This window comes from Dactylosporangium sp. NPDC051541 (genome assembly GCF_044454505.1).
GTDB lineage: Bacteria > Actinomycetota > Actinomycetes > Mycobacteriales > Micromonosporaceae > Dactylosporangium.
The window spans coordinates 86513-103783 of sequence record NZ_JBITDU010000018.1; the positions used below are offsets into that span (position 1 = coordinate 86513).

At 73.1% G+C, this 17271-nt stretch carries 21 protein-coding genes; 17 read left to right on the forward strand and 4 right to left on the reverse strand.

Going from position 1 to position 17271, the window contains the following annotated elements:
• Nucleotides 1–430: 430 nt before the first annotated feature.
• The 7 genes from ACIA8L_RS47075 to ACIA8L_RS47105 all read left to right on the forward strand — a co-directional run bounded on the left by ACIA8L_RS47075 (nt 431) and on the right by ACIA8L_RS47105 (nt 5303).
• Nucleotides 431–859 (forward strand): hypothetical protein, encoded by a 429-nt coding sequence (locus tag ACIA8L_RS47075; protein ID WP_395915534.1) that lies wholly within the window; start codon nt 431–433, stop codon nt 857–859.
• Nucleotides 844–1317: a SitI3 family protein gene (locus ACIA8L_RS47080; protein WP_395915357.1), complete on the forward strand. Its 474-nt coding sequence runs from the start codon at nt 844–846 to the stop codon at nt 1315–1317. The genes ACIA8L_RS47075 and ACIA8L_RS47080 overlap by 16 nt, the downstream gene beginning before the upstream one ends.
• A 10-nt stretch (nt 1318–1327) precedes the next feature.
• On the forward strand, nt 1328–2203 hold the full coding sequence (locus tag ACIA8L_RS47085) for an LLM class flavin-dependent oxidoreductase (RefSeq protein ID WP_395915359.1): 876 nt from the start codon (nt 1328–1330) through the stop codon (nt 2201–2203).
• Between the two features lie 67 nt (nt 2204–2270).
• Entirely contained in the window at nt 2271–3173 is a 903-nt protein-coding gene (locus tag ACIA8L_RS47090; RefSeq protein WP_395915361.1) for an NAD(P)/FAD-dependent oxidoreductase, read from the forward strand.
• On the forward strand, nt 3170–3373 hold the full coding sequence (locus ACIA8L_RS47095; RefSeq protein ID WP_395915363.1) for a hypothetical protein: 204 nt from the start codon (nt 3170–3172) through the stop codon (nt 3371–3373). The genes ACIA8L_RS47090 and ACIA8L_RS47095 overlap by 4 nt, the downstream gene beginning before the upstream one ends.
• Before the next feature lie 96 nt (nt 3374–3469).
• Nucleotides 3470–4642, forward strand: coding sequence for an LLM class flavin-dependent oxidoreductase (locus ACIA8L_RS47100; protein ID WP_395915364.1), 1173 nt, complete (start codon nt 3470–3472; stop codon nt 4640–4642).
• Nucleotides 4635–5303: a GNAT family N-acetyltransferase gene (locus tag ACIA8L_RS47105; RefSeq protein WP_395915366.1), complete on the forward strand. Its 669-nt coding sequence runs from the start codon at nt 4635–4637 to the stop codon at nt 5301–5303. The genes ACIA8L_RS47100 and ACIA8L_RS47105 overlap by 8 nt, the downstream gene beginning before the upstream one ends.
• 77 nt (nt 5304–5380) lie before the next feature.
• Here the strand turns inward: ACIA8L_RS47105 and gsmA are convergent, their stop codons facing one another.
• The 3 genes from gsmA to ACIA8L_RS47120 all read right to left on the reverse strand — a co-directional run bounded on the left by gsmA (nt 5381) and on the right by ACIA8L_RS47120 (nt 8827).
• Nucleotides 5381–6082, reverse strand: coding sequence for a sporangiospore maturation cell wall hydrolase GsmA (gsmA, locus tag ACIA8L_RS47110; protein WP_395915368.1), 702 nt, complete (start codon nt 6080–6082; stop codon nt 5381–5383).
• A gap of 97 nt (nt 6083–6179) precedes the next feature.
• The gene (locus ACIA8L_RS47115; RefSeq protein WP_395915370.1) at nt 6180–6683 is read right to left on the reverse strand and encodes a hypothetical protein; all 504 of its coding nucleotides are present in this window, start codon (nt 6681–6683) and stop codon (nt 6180–6182) included.
• A gap of 125 nt (nt 6684–6808) precedes the next feature.
• Nucleotides 6809–8827: a hypothetical protein gene (locus ACIA8L_RS47120; protein WP_395915371.1), complete on the reverse strand. Its 2019-nt coding sequence runs from the start codon at nt 8825–8827 to the stop codon at nt 6809–6811.
• Nucleotides 8828–8991: 164 nt separating this feature from the next.
• On the opposite strand from ACIA8L_RS47120, the gene ACIA8L_RS47125 reads away from it, so the two are divergent.
• The 7 genes from ACIA8L_RS47125 (at nt 8992) to ACIA8L_RS47155 (ending at nt 14706) form a co-directional block, all read left to right on the forward strand.
• Nucleotides 8992–9798, forward strand: coding sequence for an aldo/keto reductase (locus tag ACIA8L_RS47125; protein WP_395915373.1), 807 nt, complete (start codon nt 8992–8994; stop codon nt 9796–9798).
• Nucleotides 9799–9869: 71 nt separating this feature from the next.
• Nucleotides 9870–10511: a TetR family transcriptional regulator gene (locus tag ACIA8L_RS47130; RefSeq protein WP_395915374.1), complete on the forward strand. Its 642-nt coding sequence runs from the start codon at nt 9870–9872 to the stop codon at nt 10509–10511.
• A gap of 79 nt (nt 10512–10590) precedes the next feature.
• Nucleotides 10591–11373, forward strand: a complete 783-nt coding sequence (locus ACIA8L_RS47135; RefSeq protein ID WP_395915375.1) for an SDR family NAD(P)-dependent oxidoreductase — start codon at nt 10591–10593, stop codon at nt 11371–11373.
• Between the two features lie 56 nt (nt 11374–11429).
• Nucleotides 11430–12536, forward strand: a complete 1107-nt coding sequence (locus ACIA8L_RS47140; RefSeq protein ID WP_395915376.1) for an LLM class flavin-dependent oxidoreductase — start codon at nt 11430–11432, stop codon at nt 12534–12536.
• Nucleotide 12537: 1 nt separating this feature from the next.
• Nucleotides 12538–13449 (forward strand): NADP-dependent oxidoreductase, encoded by a 912-nt coding sequence (locus tag ACIA8L_RS47145; protein WP_395915378.1) that lies wholly within the window; start codon nt 12538–12540, stop codon nt 13447–13449.
• 43 nt (nt 13450–13492) lie between these two features.
• On the forward strand, nt 13493–13885 hold the full coding sequence (locus ACIA8L_RS47150; RefSeq protein WP_395915379.1) for a hypothetical protein: 393 nt from the start codon (nt 13493–13495) through the stop codon (nt 13883–13885).
• Nucleotides 13882–14706, forward strand: a complete 825-nt coding sequence (locus tag ACIA8L_RS47155) for a hypothetical protein (protein WP_395915381.1) — start codon at nt 13882–13884, stop codon at nt 14704–14706. The genes ACIA8L_RS47150 and ACIA8L_RS47155 overlap by 4 nt, the downstream gene beginning before the upstream one ends.
• Here the strand turns inward: ACIA8L_RS47155 and ACIA8L_RS47160 are convergent.
• Entirely contained in the window at nt 14666–15235 is a 570-nt protein-coding gene (locus ACIA8L_RS47160) for a hypothetical protein (protein ID WP_395915382.1), read from the reverse strand. The two genes, ACIA8L_RS47155 and ACIA8L_RS47160, sit on opposite strands and share 41 nt — an antisense overlap.
• 506 nt (nt 15236–15741) lie before the next feature.
• On the opposite strand from ACIA8L_RS47160, the gene ACIA8L_RS47165 reads away from it, so the two are divergent.
• The 3 genes from ACIA8L_RS47165 to ACIA8L_RS47175 all read left to right on the forward strand — a co-directional run bounded on the left by ACIA8L_RS47165 (nt 15742) and on the right by ACIA8L_RS47175 (nt 17261).
• Nucleotides 15742–16245, forward strand: a complete 504-nt coding sequence (locus ACIA8L_RS47165; protein WP_395915383.1) for a nucleoside deaminase — start codon at nt 15742–15744, stop codon at nt 16243–16245.
• Between the two features lie 105 nt (nt 16246–16350).
• Nucleotides 16351–16929 carry a dihydrofolate reductase family protein gene (locus ACIA8L_RS47170; protein WP_395915384.1) on the forward strand — a complete coding sequence of 193 codons (579 nt, stop codon included), beginning with the start codon at nt 16351–16353 and terminating at the stop codon, nt 16927–16929.
• A gap of 8 nt (nt 16930–16937) precedes the next feature.
• Nucleotides 16938–17261: a hypothetical protein gene (locus ACIA8L_RS47175; protein WP_395915385.1), complete on the forward strand. Its 324-nt coding sequence runs from the start codon at nt 16938–16940 to the stop codon at nt 17259–17261.
• Nucleotides 17262–17271 lie beyond the last annotated feature (10 nt).

The following is a 17271-nucleotide window of genomic DNA, read 5'->3' on the forward strand; positions in this document are numbered from 1 at the left end:
GGTCCGGACGGTCCTGATCGTCGGATGGCTCACCCTGCTGCTGCCGCTGCAGACCGGGGCCGGCTGCGGCGGCATCAGCTACGAGGCCGGCGGGGACGGCGGGGGCTGCCGATCGGTCGCGCTCATCGCCGCCGCGGTCGTCGGCGGTGCGGCGGTCGCGGTCACCGCGGGCGTGCTCATCTACCGGTTCCTGGCCGCTGCCCGAGCGGCCGGGGACCCGTCGGCCGACCTCGCGGCCCACCTGCCCGCCGCCGGACCGGCCGCCCCGCACACATCCGGCGGCGACCCCGCGCCCGCCGTCACCGCACCGCCGCCGCCATTACCGCCACCGCCACCGCCACCGCCACCGGCACCGGCACCGGCACCGGCACCGACGATCACCCGCCCGACCGGTCCGCTCGGGGGGACACCCACCGGGCGCCTGGCCGTCATCGAGGCGGACACCAATGCGGAGGACCAGCGCGGGAACCGCCGGGAGAATGAGGCCGCCGTGATCCTGGCCCGCAACGGATTTCGGACCTACCAGCGGCCCTTTCCGGAGGAGATCGCCGCCGCCCGGGCCGCGACCGGTGATGTCGGAAACCCCACCAGGAAGCCGGACTATCTCATCGAAGGGTTCGTGTGGGACTGCTACAGCCCGCTGGCGAACAAGTCGACGCGGGGCGTCTGGACCAAGGCCAAGGAGAAGGTGGATCTCGGGCAGACGCAGCGCGTGGTCCTCAATCTCGAGGATTGGGGCGACAATGTCGAGGCGCTTCGGCGACAGTTCGCCGACTGGGCGATCGACGGTCTCAAAGAGGTCATGGCGATCACGAACGGTCAGGTCGTCCCGATCTGGAACATATGGGGAGAGCAGTAGTGGCTATCGAGTACAGCCTCAGCGTGTCGGGACCGACGCCGGTGGCTCAGGTCGCGCAGCGCGCCGTCGGTGACCCCCGCGTGCCGCTGACCCCCTGGCGTGACGTCCTGAACGCGGATCTGAGCAACTCGCACGGCTACTCGATCAGCGTCCGGCAGATCCGCGACGCCTACTTCTCGGCCGCGGGCGACAGTGAGAGCGCCGACGAGCTCGAGTGGGAGGTGCCGATCGGCGTCACCGTCACCTACACCCTGGTCAACGAGCCCGGCTGGACGGTGCCGGCCGAGCGGAACATGCTCGCCAGCGTGGCCGCCGTCCTGGCCGCCGGCGCCGAGGACGCCGCGCTGCTGCAGAACGGCGACGTCCTGCTGCTGACCCGGGTGGGTGGGGTCGTGCACAAGGTCCGGCGCGATCGGTGGTGGGCCGTGGTGCCCGGGGCGGACGAGATCATCCCCTAGACTCCTCACAATGCGTATCGGTGTGCTGCTGCTTCCCGCTGACCCGTGGCCCGAGACCGTCGCTCGGGCCCGGCACATCGAGGAGCTCGGCTACGCGCATCTGTGGACCTACGACCACCTGTCGTGGCGGCGGTATCGGGACGAACCCTGGCACGCCACCGTTCCCTGGCTCACCGGGGTCGCCGCGGCCACCTCGCGGATCCGGCTCGGCACCATGGTCACGTCGCCGAACTTCCGGCACCCGGTCACCCTGGCCAAGGACGTGATGACACTCGACCACATCTCCGGCGGCCGGGTGACGATCGGCGTCGGGGCCGGCGGGACCGGGTTCGACGCGACCGTCCTGGGCAACGTGGCGCCGACGGCCCGGGAGCGCACCGCCCGGTTCGCCGAGTTCGTCGAGGTGCTGGACGGGTTGCTGAGCTCGTCGCAGTACAACTTCCGGGGCCGTTTCTATGGTGTCGACGAAGCGCGGATGATCCCCGGCTGCGTGCAGCGGCCCCGGGTGCCGCTCGCCATCGCCGCGACCGGGCCGCGTGGACTGGCCCTCGCCGCGCGGTACGGTGACGCCTGGGTCACCACCGGTGAGCCGAACGCCACCGACCGGTCCGGGGCCGCGATCGAGGCGGCCGTGCGCCGGCAGGGTGAGCGCCTCGACGAGCAGTGCGCCGCGGCCGGCCGGGACCCGGCGTCACTGCAGCGCATCATCGTGACCGGCGACACCGACGAGCGACCCCTGGCCAGCGTGGGCGCGTTCGAGGACTTCGTGGGCCGCTACGAGCGGCTCGGCTTCACCGACGTCGTGTTCCACGATCCGCGGCCGGGCGACCCGGTGCTGACCGAAGACCCGGCGGTCGTGGACGCGATCGCGGCCAAGCTGCTGTGACCAGCGCCTTATCGTAATCCTATCGGATAAGTAGACATTCAACCGCGCGGGCTCTATCGTTCGAGCCATGAGCACCTACGACGTCGGTATCGTCGGCGCCGGGGTGCACGGCCTCACCGCCGCGTACCACCTGGCCCGGCGGGGCGTCTCCACGGTCGTGTTCGAGCGCGGGCGGCGCGCCGGCGGGCCCACCGGCCAGGCCAGCGGGGTCGTGCGCGCCTACTACACGAACCGGTTCCTGGCCGAGGTCGCCCGGGACAGCGTCGCCGCCCTGACCGGCTACGTGCGGACCGGCGGCCTGTACCTGCACACGGCCGCCGACAGCGCCGACGCCGGACTGGAGCACGAGGTCCTGACCGCGGCCGAGCTCGCCGACCGGTTCCCGGAGCTCAACCTCGACGGCACGGCGTTCGGGGTGTGGGAGGAGCGGGCCGGCTACGCCGATCCGCACGCGACCGCCCTGTCCTATGCGGCCCGGGCCGTCGAGCAGGGCGCCACGCTGCTGGAGCACAGCGGTGTGTGCCAGATCGCCGAGGGGCCGCGATCGGTGAAGCTGCTGCTCGACGACGGCTCCGGGCACGAAGTCGACCGGCTGCTGGTCGCGGCCGGCCCGTGGACGGGGCCGCTGCTCGACCAGCTCGGGGCCGCGCCGCCGCTGAGCGCCGAGCGCCATGTCGTGGCCGCGCTGCGGCAGCGGCCGGCCGACGCCGGGCGGGCGGTGCCGTACGTCCTCATCGACATCCAGCACGGCTACTACTCCCGGCCCGCGCGGCCGGCGGCCGGTTCCTGCTCGGGCCCCTGGCCCCGGCCGAGTCCACCGACCCGGACGACTTCGGCACCGCCATCACCGCCGCCGAGCACGACTGGCTCGCCGCCCGGGCCGCACGGCGGGCACCGGTGCGCGGGCGGGCCGAGGCGGAGCGCGGGTGGGCGTCGCTGTACGACGTCAGCCCCGACTGGCAGCCGGTGACGGGCCGGGTCAGCGAGCGCGTCTTCGTCGACGCCGGGACCAGCGGGCACGGCTTCAAGCTGGCCCCGGTGTGGGGCGACCACGTGGCCCGGCTGCTGCTCGACGTGCCCGACCCGCGGCTGGCCCAGTTCTCCCCCGCCCGCTTCACCGCCGGGGCCGGCCTCGCCGCCGGGTTCGGCGCCGCCCGGATTCTCGGTTGACGCCCAAGAGCCGAGGCCCGAAGGCTGAGGCCCAGAAGCTGACGCGCAAAAAGCTGAGGTCCGAATGCTGAGGCTCCACGGCAAGAAAGGAACACGATGAGCACAACCCCACTCGCCGTCCTGGATCTCATCCCGCGCAGCAGCGGCGTCGACAACGCCACCGCCGTGCGTAACGCGATCGACCTCGCGCGGCAGACGGAGCGGTTCGGGTACCACCGCTACTGGTTCGCCGAGCACCACCTCAACCCGGGCGTGCTCGGCGCGTCCCCGGCCGTGTCGATCGCCCTGGTCGCCGGGGCCACCAGCACGATCCGCATCGGCTCGGCCGGCGTGCAGGTCGGGCACCGCCAGCCCCTCGCCACGGTCGAGGAGTTCGGGCTGCTCGACGCCGTCTACCCGGGCCGCCTCGACCTGGGCATCGGCCGGTCGTTCGGCCGGCCGAAGCCGAGCGAGGACAGCGCCTCGGTCAACGAGGCCGTGTCGGCGTACGCGGCGAACCGCGGCGGCTCGGACCACGCGCAGGAGCAGCGGACGGACAACGGGCTGCTGCTGCCGAAGCAGTACGACTTCAGCCGCCTCCTCGCCACCTCGGCCGAGAAGATCGCCACCCAGCTCGACCTGCTGCAGCAGCCGGGCGCGTACACCCCGGGCTACGACGAGCAGATCAGCGACATCCTGGCCCTGCTGGCCGGCACCTACGTCTCGCCGCGCGGCGTCGCGGTCCGGGCCTACCCGGGCGAGGGCGCCGATCTCCAGGTGTGGATTTTGGGCGCGTCCGGCGGTTCGAGCGCGACCGTCGCCGGTGAGAACGGGCTGCGGTTCGCGGCCTCCTACCACCACAGCCCGAGCACCGTGCTGGACGCGGTCGAGGCCTACCGGGCCGCGTTCAAGCCGTCGGCCGAGCTGGACCAGCCGCACATCTCGGTCTCCGCGGACGTCGTCGTGGGCGAGACCGACGAGCAGGCCGCCATCCTCGCCTCCGGCTACGGCCTGTGGGTCCGCAGCATCCGCAAGGGCTCGGGCGCGATCGCGTTCCCCACGCCGGAAGAGGCGGCCGCGCACGAGTGGAGCGACGAGGACCGCGACCTGGTCCGCGACCGCATCGACACCCAGCTGGTCGGCTCGCCGCGGACCGTCGCCGACAAGCTGGAGCAGCTGCGCGACGCCACCGGCGCCCACGAGCTGGCCGTCACGACGATCACCCACGGCCACGCCGACCGGGTGCGCTCCTACGAGCTCCTCGCCGAGGAATGGGCCGGCCGTGCTTGATCAGGCGGCCTGGACCTCACTCACCGGGCCGCACGCCCACTTCGCCGAGGTCCTCGGCCAGGCCCGGCGCTACCCGGCCGCGGTGTCGCCCATCATGGCCGTGCATCCGAGGCAGGACAAGCAGGTCTGGGACGACCTGCGCGCGCTCGTCGGGCCCGGGCAGCCGGCGTTCCTCTCGGGCACCATCGACGCGCCGGACGAATGGGAGACCACCCTGGCCATCCCCGGCGTGCAGCTGGTCGCCACCGACGCGTTCGTGAGCCGGCCGGACGCGGACCTGGTGACCCTCGGCGCCGCGGACGTGCCGGAGATGCGGGCGCTGGTGAAGCGCACCGAACCGGGACCGTTCGAGCCGGAGACCTACAAGCTAGGAACATATTTGGGGGTACGCCACGAAGGCGCGCTTGTCGCAATGGCCGGCGAGCGCCTCCACCCACCGGGGTTCACGGAGATCAGTGCCGTGTGCACGGACGCCGCCTTCCGCGGTCAGGGCCTGGCGACGCGGCTGGTCCGCGCGGTCGCCCACGGCATCCGAGCCCGCGGCGACACGCCGTTCCTGCACACCGCGGCCGGCAACACCACGGCGATCCGGCTCTACGAGCACCTCGGCTTCAAGCTCCGCCGCACGGTCCTCTTCGCCGTCCTGCGCAGTCCCGAGTAGACGCAGGACACATGCATCGTCATCGTCCAGGCGGGCCAGTTCCTGGGCAACTTCCTGGCCCGCCGGGCTCTGCGGCGTTAGATGTCGTACTGGTACAGGTTGTACTTCGCCATGACGTTCGTGAGCTTCACCGTGTACTGCGGGTCGGTCGCGTAGCCGGCCTTGTGCATCTCGGCCACGAACCGGTTCGGGTCGTTCTTGAACTGGAAGGCGACGTTGTAGCGGGCCAGGGACGCGAGCGTGGCACCGTGGTCGCGGAACGAGTCGGCGGCGCTGGTGTAGGTGCGGAACGACGCCTGCGTCGGGAAGCACTGCCCGGCGGTGGTGCACTCGCTGGTGTCGTGCGTCCGGCACCCGGTCGCGTAGTTGCCCTGCCCGTTGCACTTCATGCCGAAGAAGTTCTTGTCGAACGTCGACAGCGCGCTCTTGCCCCACCCGGACTCGAGGATCGCCTGGGCCAGGGTCACCGACGCGGGCACCCCGTGCTCGCGGCGGCTCTGCTGCGCACCCGGCACAGCGGCCGCGATGAACTCACCGGTCGTCATGGTCCCATTGGGCTCCGCGGCCACCACCGGCACCGTGGGCACCGGCGCGCTTGGCGCGGGCGTGCTCGGCACGGTCACGGGCGCGCCCGGCTGCCGGCACGGGTCGCCGACCGACCGGCACGAGAACAGCGGCCCGTCGGCGGGCGCCGCGGCGGCGACCCCGCCGCCGACGGCGAGCGCGGCGAACGTGGCGGCAACGGTGGTGACGAGCGTGCGCCGGATACCGGGCAGCATGTGGGCCTCCTGTCAGGCATGTCGGTTGGTGGCAACACCAAAGGTCCGACACGCCCGGCGCAGGAAGGTCCCCGCGAAGGTGCGCTGCGGTTGCGGTCTACGGGGCCCCGAGGTCGACGTTCCAGCCGGCCGGCAGCGCGGCCCCGCAGAACACGCAGGTGAAGTCGGCGTCCTTGACGACGTTGAGCTCGGCGCAGGCCGGGCAGCGGCGGAACGTCAGCTCGTCGGTGAACCGGCCCGGGTGGCGTAGCCCGGCCCGCTCCAGCGCGGCGGCGACGCACGGCCAGGATGTGACGTCCGGGCAGTATCCGGTCGACTGGTTGCTGACGGCACGCACGGCCCAGCCCGTCGCATCGCGGACGAACGCCACCTCACCGGCCCCGCGGACCCGGGCCCCGGCCGCGCACGCCACGTGCTCCGAACGGCGCGGGGCGAGGAGCAGGTAGTTGTGCCGGTCGACGACGTAGGTGAACGGCTCGTCCGCACCCCGCGCGGCGATCCACGCTTCGAAGACCGGCGCGGAGACGATCGCGGTGCCCGCGGGCGAGCCGGCCGCCGCGGCCGCCACGCCGGGCGGTCCCACGTACCGATACAGGCGCATGCGTGGATGGTAGTCAGGCGCTGACCTACACCGTCCACAGCCTCGCCGCGGTGCGGCTGTCCCTGCCCTACGCCGGCGACGGCCGCCGGATGTGCAAGCTGCCGTTCGCGCGCCGCGACGTCTCGCTACGTCGCATCGGCGACGGTGATGGCGAGCAGACCGCCCTCGTGTGCGGCGGCGATGTGGACGCCGTCAGCGGCGAGGGCGTGCACGGCCACGCCGAGGTCGAGTTGCCACAGTGCGCCGGTGGCCGGGTCCCAGACGAACAGGCATCGCAGGGTGCGGCTCGCGGTGACGAGCACCGTCCGTCCGCCAGGGCCTGACGCGGCGGTCAGCGCGGTCACGGCACCGGGGCCGGCGTGTGGCGGGAGCGGGTCGCCGACGAGGGCACCGTCGGCCGGATCCCACAGCGCGACGGCGCCGTCGCCGCCGGCGGTCACGAGGAGCGTGCGGCCGTCGAGGACCAGGCTGTGCACGGCGACGACATCCGTCTGGCCGGCTTCGGCGAGCCGCGCGTCGCTCGGCGCGCCGGGGACACCGGTCGCGGACTGGGCGAGGGCCGGGTCCCACAGCCGGACCTGTCCGCCGCGGGTGAGATCCCACCGGCGGAACGGGCCGTCGGCGGTGGCGATCAGGTGCCGGCCGTCCGGCCGCGGCAGGACCGTCATCGATCGGACCCCGGCACCGGCCCGGTTGAGCTCAGCGCCGACGGGGTCACCGGTGATGGGGTCCCGTAACCGGATCATGCCGTTGGCCGCCGCGGTGGCCAGCAGGACCCGCCCGTCCGGCATGGTGACGGCCGCCATCGCCGTGAACCCGGCGGTCCGCGCGGTGACCGGCGCTCGGACGGCGCGGCCCGTCACAGCGTTGTGAAGGCCCAGGCTGCCCGCGATGCCGGCGGTGCCCAGGACGGGCCCGAGGCCGGGCATCGTGGCCGCGACGATCGCCGCGAAACGGTCATGCCGCCCGTCGGGCTGCTCCCCTGCCGGGGTGCCGGTTGTCAGGTCCCACAGCCGCAGGCCGCCGTCCGTGCCGCCGGCGAGGAGTCGCGGCGGGCCGGCGGTGACGGCCAGCGCGGTCACCTCCCCGGTGACGGCGAGCACCAGGACGGTGCCCCACACCTGGCCGGTGCCGTCCACGGTGAGCGTCTCGCCGTCGCGCCGGACCCGGACGGCCAGGGGAGGCGGTGATGCGACCTCCCCGGTGGCGGCCGGACCGAGCGTCGTGACGGCGGGACCGAGTGTCGTGACCGCGGGACCGAGTGTTGTGACGGCGTTGTCGACGGTGTCCCGGGGAAGTGGTACCGCGACCTCCGGCCCCCACGGCATCCGCAGGACGACGAGATGGTCCGTTACGCGTTGCACGACGTCGTAGGGTTCCCAGGCGGAGTACACGTCCGGGTTCGTGGCCACCGGCAGGTCGACCCCGACGTCGACGCGGTAGGTCGTGAGCTCGGGCAGGCGCAGCAGGTGCAGGCACGCCCAGTCGAGCACGGCATGCGCGTCGGAGTTCGCGTCGTAGCGTTCCTCGAAGTCCTCGCCGGTGCCGCGCACGGTGTACTCACCGTCGGTGAACAGGGCCAGCCAGCGGCCGTCGGGCGAGAACACCGGCGACCCGCCGTGAGCGTGCGTCGGCCCGAGCCCGCCGATATGGGCGAAGGCAGGCTGCAGCCGGAACACCTCAAGGCCGAGCGTGCCCTGCCCCGACCAGCTGAACAGTACAAGGTGCCGTTCGTCGGGTGACACGACGAATTCGTGCCCACCGGCCTCCGGCGGGCCCGGGAACGGTGCCACTTCGTCGGGGGCGCCGGGCGTGACGAGGGTGAGTGCGGATGTGCCCGCACGCCACTCGACGGTGCTCGCCCCGCCGCGGACAGCGACCCGGTCGCCGTCGTGGACGGCGGGGCGGGGGGCGGGGGCGCCGTATTCGGCGAGCATCGAGTCCAGCAGCCGCGAACGGCCGTCCAGATCAGGATCCGCCCACCTGTGCCCCCGCGGGCAGTGCCAGTCGGGTGCGCCGTCCTCGATCAGGCAGCCGCCGAGGCTGACCCGGCCCTCGGCGGCACCCTGGCGCAGCTGCGGATCGGGCAACCCGTAGATGATCATTTTGCCGGGCTCGCCGCACTCCGGGCAGTGTTGGATCACTCCTGGCACGCTACGCGTCGCAGCCGTGCGGGCAGTGCATGGCCCGGCTGCGCGGTGCGCACAGCCGGGCCTCCGGTCGGCCGCACCGGGTCGACCCGGACGGGCGCGGGGGCGTCCGACCCGTTGCGCCATGCCGTTGTCCCGGTTGAATTAGGATCTTGGATGTGAATACTGTGCGCAAACTGGCCGACGGCACCGAGATCCCGCTGCTCGGCCTGGGGGTCTGGCAGGTCGGCGACGGGCGCGAGTGCGAGGACGCGGTGCGGTGGGCCCTGGAGGCCGGCTACCGCCACATCGACACCGCGCAGGTGTACGGCAACGAGGAGAGCGTCGGCCGCGCGATCCGCGACAGCGGCGTGGCCCGCGAGGACATCTACATCACCACCAAGTTCGCGCCCGCGCGGCGCGACCCGGTCGCCGAGCTCGAAGGCAGCCTGCGGCGGCTCGGCGTCGACCAGGTCGACCTCTACCTCGTGCACTGGCCTCAGGGCGGCCCGACCCGCGCCTGGGCCGGCATGCAGCGGGCGCGGGAGCGCGGCCTGGCCCGCTCGATCGGCGTCTCCAACTTCGACGTCGGCGAGCTCGCGGCCGTCATCGCGCTCGGCGGGGCGGCGCCGGTGGTCAACCAGATCCAGTTCAGCCCGTTCGAGTACCGCCGCGCCCTGCAGGACGTCTGCGAGCGGCACGATATCGCGGTCGAGGCCTACAGCCCGCTGGGCACCGGACGGCACCTGGGCGACGAGGCGCTGGCGGCGATCGCGGGGCGTGTCGGCCGTACCCCCGCGCAGGTTTTGATCCGATGGTCGCTGCAGCGCGGCCTCATCGTCCTGCCGAAATCCGTCCACCAGGACCGGATCGCCCAGAACTTCGACGTGTTCGGCTTCGATCTCGGCGACGACGACCTGGCCGCGCTCGACGCGCTCGACCGCACCGGCGGCACCGCCACCGCCCACGAGCACCCGTGGTGGTGAGCGCGCGCCGCCGCCGGAAAAAACCGCACGGTAGGTATTTACATACCGTGCGGTTGGTTTAGAGTGGAGGCATGACGACGCGAGCACAGCCGGCCGGACCGGCCACCGCCAAGGGCGAGGCGACGCGCGCCTTCCTGCTCCGCACGGCGGCGCAGGTCTTCGCCGAGCGGGGCTACCTCGGCACGTCGTTGAGCGACCTGATCGCCGCCAGCGGCCTGACCAAGGGGGCCTTCTACTTCTACTTCTCCTCCAAGGCGGCCCTGGCCCTGGCGGTGCTGCACGACCAGCAGGCGCGCTGGCTGCGCCAGGTCAGCGAGCGGGTGCTGGCACACGCGACGGCCGTCGAGCAGTTCGAGGCGCTGACCCCGGCGATGCTCGAGCTGCTCGACGCCGAACCCGGCGCGTGGAGCGTCAGCCGCCTCTCCCGGGACATGGCGAGCGACCCCGCCCTCGCCGGCGAGGTCAGCAAACCAATGGCCGAATGGGTCGGGTTCGTCGCCGACCTCGTGCGCCGCGGCCAGGCCGCCGGCGACCTGCGCGCCGGCCTGGACCCGCAGGCCGTCGCCGCGATCCTGGTCGGGGCGTTCGACGGGCTCAAGTCGCTCACCGACGTGCTCGACCCCGGCCACGAGGCCGGCGAGCGCTTCACCACGCAAGCGCTGGTCCTGCTCGACCTGGTGCGCCATGGCCTGCTCACCGAGCGGGCCGGCTGAACGATCCGGCACCCCCATCCGAGGCACCACGCTGCCCCCAAAACAAACCGACCAGTTGGTTTAACGTGAGGACATCGCCATGAACTTCACCGGACAGACCGCACTCGTCACTGGCGCCTCGACCGGCATCGGCACCGTGTTCGCCGAGCGGCTCGCCGAGCAGGGCGCCCACCTGATCCTCGTCGCCCGCAGCGCGGACAGGCTGCACGCGCTCGCCGACCGGCTGCGGGCCGCACACGGCATCCGGGCCGACGTCGTGGCCCTGGACCTGAGCACGCCCGGCGCCGGTGAGCGGCTCGTCGCGCACGTCGCGGACCTCGGCCGTACCGTCGACATCCTGATCAACAACGCCGGCTTCGCCACCCACGGCGACGTGGCCGACGCCGACCCGGCCCGGCTGCAGGCCCAGATCCAGCTCAACTGCGCGGCCGTGGTCGACCTGACCACCCGGTTCCTGCCCGCCATGACCGCCCGCGGACGCGGCGCCGTGGTCAACGTGGCCAGCACCGCCGCGTTCCAGCCGGTCGCGCACATGGCCGTCTACTCGGCCAGCAAGGCGTTCGTGCTGGCCTTCACCGAGGCGCTGTGGTCGGAGACGAGGCCCACCGGCGTCAAGGTCATCGCGATCTGCCCCGGCGCGACCGAGACGCCGTTCTTCGAGGTCGTCGGGGCCGAGGAGGCGTCCTTCGGCCGGCGGCGCACCCCGGAGCAGGTCGTCGCAACGACCCTGCGCGGCCTCGCCAACGGCTGTCCCTCCATCGTGGACGGCCGAACCAACGCGACGGTCGCCACGCTGCAGCGCTTCCTGCCGCACCGCGCCGTGCTGGGCATCGCCGAGCGGACCGTACGCCCCCGCGCCTGATCGAAGACCATGATGCCTATTAAAGCGACCGGCATTACCCGGTATTGTGAGTCGCTGTGACCCTGCATCTTCACTGGTTCTTGCCCACGAACGGCGACAGCCGGGACATCGTCGGCTCGGGTGACGGCTCACAGTCGACACTGGGTGCCGTCGCCGACGGGTTCCGGCGGCCCGGCATCGAGTACCTCGGGCAGATCGCGCGGTCGGCCGAGCAGCTCGGGTTCGAGGCCGTGCTCACCCCGACCGGCACCTGGTGCGAGGACGCGTGGATCACCACGGCCGCCCTCAGCCAGGTGACCACGAAGCTCAAGTTCCTGGTCGCGTTCCGGCCCGGCCTGATCACGCCGACCCTCGCCGCGCACCAGGCCGCCACCTTCCAGCGCATCTCCGGCGGCCGGCTGCTGCTCAACATCGTCACCGGCGGCGACCCGGTGGAGCAGCGGCGCTTCGGCGACCACCTCGACCACGACCAGCGCTACGCCCGCACCGACGAGTTCCTGGCGGTCCTGCGCGGCGTCAGCGCCGCCACCGAGCCGTTCGACTTCACCGGCGAGCACTACCGCATCGAGCAGGCCCGCATCCCGTTCGAGCCGTTCGAACCGCCGCAGATCTTCTTCGGCGGGGCCAGCGGTGCCGCCGAGCGGGTCGCCGCCAAGCGGGTCGACACCTACCTGGCCTGGGGCGAGACACCGCCGCAGATCGCCGAGCGGCTGGACCGGATGCGCAAACTCGCCGCCGAGGCCGGGCGGACGCTGCGATACGGCATCCGCTTCCACGTCCTGAGCCGCGACACCGCCGCGGCGGCGTGGGCGGAGGCGGAGCGGCTCATCAGCCGGATCGACGAGGAGCGGGTCGCGGTCGTGCAGGGCCAGTTCGCGGCCGGCGAGTCGGTCGGCCAGCGGCGGATGGCCGCCCTGCACGGCGGAAACCGGGAGAAGCTGCAGGTGTACCCCAATGTCTGGGCCGGTTATGGCTTGGTTCGCGGCGGAGCGGGTACCGCCCTCGTGGGCAGTCACGCCGAAGTGGCCGAACGCATCCGCGAGTACCATGATCTCGGCATCGAGCACTTCATCCTCTCCGGGCAGCCGCACCTGGAGGAGGCGTACCACTTCGGTGAGGGCGTCATGCCCATCCTGCGCCGCGCCGGCTTGTTGGGAGATTGAGATGGCTCTGCAGTGGGTCGCACCGACGTTCGGCGGGCCGGAGGTGCTCACCCTCGTCGAGACCGAGGTCCGCCCGCCCGCCGCGGGTGAGGTCACCATCGACGTACGGGCCGCGGGCGTCAACCCGGCCGACTACAAACACATCTCGGCCGCCCGGGGCACCGACCGGGCGCTGCCGCTGAAGATCGGCTACGAGGTGGCCGGGGTGATCAGCGCGGTCGGGCCGGACACCGACCGGGCCGTCGGCGAAGCGGTCGTGGCGTTCCGCATCAGCGGCGGCTGGGCCTCCCAGGTCACCGTGCCGGCGAAGGACGTCTACCCCAAGCCGGCGTCCCTCGACTTTCCGGCCGCGGCCAACCTGCTGCTCGCCGGCACCACCGCGGCGGAGTGTCTGCACGTGGTCCGGGCCGCGCCGGGTGAGACGGTCCTCGTGCACGGCGCGTCCGGTGCGGTCGGCATCAGCGTCCTCCAGCAGGCCCGTCTTCAAGGCATTGCCATCGTGGGTACTGCCAGCGAGCGCAACTTCACCCTGCTGCGCCAGACCGGGGCGGTCCCGATCGCCTACGGCCCCGGCCTGCGCGACCGCATCCAGGCCGCCGCCCCCCACGGCATCGCCGCCGTCATCGACACCGTCGGCACCGACGAGGCCATCGACACCATGGACGACCCGTCCCGCGCCGTGACGATCGTCGCCTCCGACCACTCCCGCGCGGCCGGCATCAAAGCCATCGCCGGCAACCTCCCGGAGAGCGCCGCCTACCGCGACAGCGTGCGCGCCCGCCTCCTGGCCTGGGCCGGCGAGGGCCGCCTGATCGTCCCGATCGCCAAGACGTTCCCGCTGACCGAGGCCCTGGCCGCGGTCGACCTGGTCCGCTCCGGCCACCCCGGCGGCAAGGTCGCCCTCATCCCCTGAAACGGGGTCGAACTCCGGATTCGCGGCGCTGTAGAGTGCCCGCGTGTCGCTGCGACCCCTCCTGGTACTGCTCGCGGCCGTGGCGCTGATCACCGCCTACGGCATCGGATTCGGCGGTGGCCCGGCCGGTCGGCCGCCGTCGGCCGCCGCTGTCGCGCGCCTGGCCGGCTGCGCCGGCGTCGAGCCGAAGCCGTCGCACGGCGGCGCCCGTGAAACCGTCACCTGCGGCGACGGTGGCCTCGACGTGGCCGCGTACACGTTCGACGACAACGGCAAGCGCGACGCCTGGGTCGACGCCGAGCGGGACGTGTTTCTCGTCGCCGGGTTCAACGGCCACGGCGGGGCTCTGGTCACCGGGGACCGCTGGGTCGTGGAGACCACCGACGCCGAGGCGGCCGAGCGGCTGCACACCCTGGCCGGTGGGTGGCGGGTATGACGACGACGTCGTTCCGGCGCGCGGCCGGTGGTGCCGCCGCCACCGTACAGCTGGTCATGTGGGGCGTGGCCGCCGTCGCCGCCGCCTTCGCGGTCGTGGCGGCCTTCGATCTGGTATACCTCTACCGGGTCGAGGCCACACTGCCGGCGCCGGACCTGGAACTGCTCAGCGCGGGCCAGGGGCTCGGCACCAGCGAGCTGGTCCTGTTCTGGGGCGTCATCGTCGTGTTCGGCGGGTGGTTCGTCCTCACCGCCCGGACCCTGCGGGAGCTGGGCGAGGACCCGAAGCGGGTCCTGTTCACGCCGTGGACGCTCACGTTCCAGGTGGGTGCCGCGGCCACCCTCGTCGCGGCGCGGGTCCTGCCCGGGGCCGACGCGGTCGACGCCGACGCGTTCGGTGCGCGGCTGCGCTGGATGGCCCCGATCCTCGAGGCCCGCCTGGCCCTGGTCGCCGTGCTCGGCGTGGTCCTGTTCACCCTGCACCGGCGCGTCTACGCCGTGCTCCGGCGCTCCACAGTGGCGCCGCTGCGCCGCCCCGCCGACCGGCCGGCGACCTTGCTGGACCTGATGGGGCGTGCGTCGGCCATCGCGCTCCCGCCGCCGCCGGCCGGCGACGCCTGGTGGTCGGAGGCGGCGCGCCTGGTGGCCGGGGCGGCCGATCCGCTGGAGCTGCTGGAGTCCCTGGACGGCGACGACCGCCGGCACCCGGTGGGGCCGGGCACCGACCTGGCCGCGGTGCGGGCGTCGCTGCGGCCCGGGGCGACGCTCACCCTGGCCGAGCTCAGCGGCGTGGTTCCACCCGGGCCCGGCCGGTCGCGGTGACGACGGGCTTGGGCTGGGGGCGGCGGGTCGCGGTATAGCGGACCGGGCGCAGGATCGCGGACCCGCTCAGGTGGAAGCCGAAGTGCTCCAGGGCCGCCTCGAGGCCGTCGCCGTGCGGGTCGGTGATGGGGCGGGTGGCCTCGGTCGGCAGGGGCGGGCCCACGGAGACCGTCTCGACGCCGGCCTGCACGGTGACGAGGCGCAGCAGCTGGCCGTCGCTGGCCGCGGCCAGCGAGTAGGCGCCGGACAGGGTCTCGGCCATGCCGGCGACGACGGTGCCGAGGACCCGGGAGAGGTCGACCACCAGGTCCGGAGTGTCCACCAGCAGCAGCGAGGTGTCGAGCAGCACCGCGTAGCGCGGCCACTCCTCGAGGGCCAGGCCCCAGCCGCCGTCGCCGCCGTCGAGGTCCAGGTCATCCGGGTCGGCCACCGGTGCGCCGGGGTAGAAGTCACCGCAGAACCGGCTGAGCGCGCCGATGAGGTGCGCGCCGGTCGTGGTGGCCGCGAGATAACCGTGGTGCATACCCATGGCCGACGAACCTACCGCAGCCCCCGCGACCCCAGCCGGTGACCCGGGCGTCTCGCGCCGCCCCGGCGCCCGCTCAGCCGAGCCGCAGCCGGTCGAGGGGCAGCGCGCCGAGGAAATCGACCGGCTCGAACGCCTGGCCGGCCGTGACCAGTCCCGCCGCCCGCACCCGGCCGTGCAGGACGCATCGTCGGGTTTCACCGGCGGCGGACCGGCGGACCTTCGCGGGCGGGCCGGTCTGAGGCCGTCTATCGTCGCGGAGGTGTTGCCGGCGAACGGCCGGCGAATGGCTCGAGGCGAGAACGACATCATGGGCGGCCGGCGCTGGACGATGACCGCCGAGCGGCTGGCCGCCTTCCAGGAGTTCATCGCCTGGCCATCGCCGCCCGGGACAACGGCCCCAACCGATAAATCGGCGGTTCTCCCCATACCGCCCTGGCCGTCCGCGCCATGCTCGCGTGGACGGTCGGCCCTTTGTGTACACGCGCCGGTCACGCAAGGATGGATGGGTGACCCCAGAGGAGATTGTCGGCGCCGCGATCGAGGCCGGTGCGGCCGGCCTGAAAGTTGGCGAGCTGCCGATCGGTGCCGTGGTGCTCGCCGGTGACGACGTGATCGGCTGGGCCTACACCCGGGAACGGGGCCACGGCCGGCGGCTGGTGCACGCGGGCCTGCTCGCCATGATGGAGGCCGACGAACGCCTCGGCTGGTCCGACCAGTCGGAGCCGCTGCGCCTCGGCGTCAACCTCGAGCCGTGCGTCATGTGCCTGGGCGCGGCGATGGCGCTCGGCGTGCGCGAGGTGTACTTCGGGGTCGAGTCGCCCGACGACGGCGCGGCCGGCGTCGCCCGGACCTGGCAGCCGGGCCCCGGCACGCGCTGGCACCAGGCCCCGTCGGTGCAGGGCGGCATCCGGCGCGCGGAGAGCCGGGAGCAGTTCCGGCGATACGTCGACGCGGCCTCCGACTCGCCGCTGCGCGACTGGGCCCGCACGATCGCCGACCTCCCCGACTGACGAGGAGGCCGGACTCCTCGCGAAAATGCTGCGGGCGGGTGTCGGATCGGGCGGCGGGTGTTCGTAGCCGGGTATGAAGGCAACCGACACTGAAGGGAAACCGCCATGACCGCCACGTACACCTGGGACGTCTTCTCCACCCTCGACGGCTACGGCTCCTACGCCGAGCCCGGCGACTGGGGCGGCTACTGGAGCAAGCAGGGCCCGGAGCTGCTCGCCCACCGCGCCTCGCAGTTCGACACCCCGCAGCGCATGGTCTTCGGCGCGACCACGTTCCGCGAGAACGCCGGGATCCTGCTGTCCGGCCACGACCCGCACGCGCTCGACGAGTGGAACGTGCGCACGCTGCGCTCACCGGCCACGGTGATCTCCTCGACGCTGACCGACACGCTCGGCTGGCCGGACGCGACGATCGTCAGCGGCGACGCCGTGGCGATCGTGACCCGCCTCAAGGCCGAGTCCGACGTGCCGCTGCGCTCCCAGGCCAGCCTGTCGCTGAACTGGGCACTGCTGGCCGCCGGCCTGGTCGACCGCATCCAGGTGACGATCTTCCCGGTCATCTCCGGCCGGACCGGCACCAGCCCCATCCTCGGCGGCGCGGGCGACTTCGACCTCGAGCTTCTCCAGAGCCGTACCCTCGACGGGCACATTCAGGAGCTCATCTACCGTCCGACGCCCCACTGAAGCCGGCGATGAGCCCGGCCAGCTCGGCCGGGCGCTGCTCCTGGATGTTGTGGCGGGCGTCGAGCTCCTCGATGCGGGCCTTCGGGACCCGGGCCGCGAACTCGGCGACGACGTCCGGCACCTGGGGCCGGTCGGTCAAGGCCTCGACGGCGGCGGACACGGCCGGGCGACGGTTCGCGGCGCACCCGCGGCAGGAGGCCGGTGCAGCAGACGTCCCGGGCGGCCTCGGCGATCTTCCGGTACTCCCCGGCGACGACGCGACCCGCGCCGCCGCCATCGCCCACGGCCGGGCCGTCGGCGTGCCCGAGCACCAGCTCGACTGGAAGGACTGACCGACCTGTC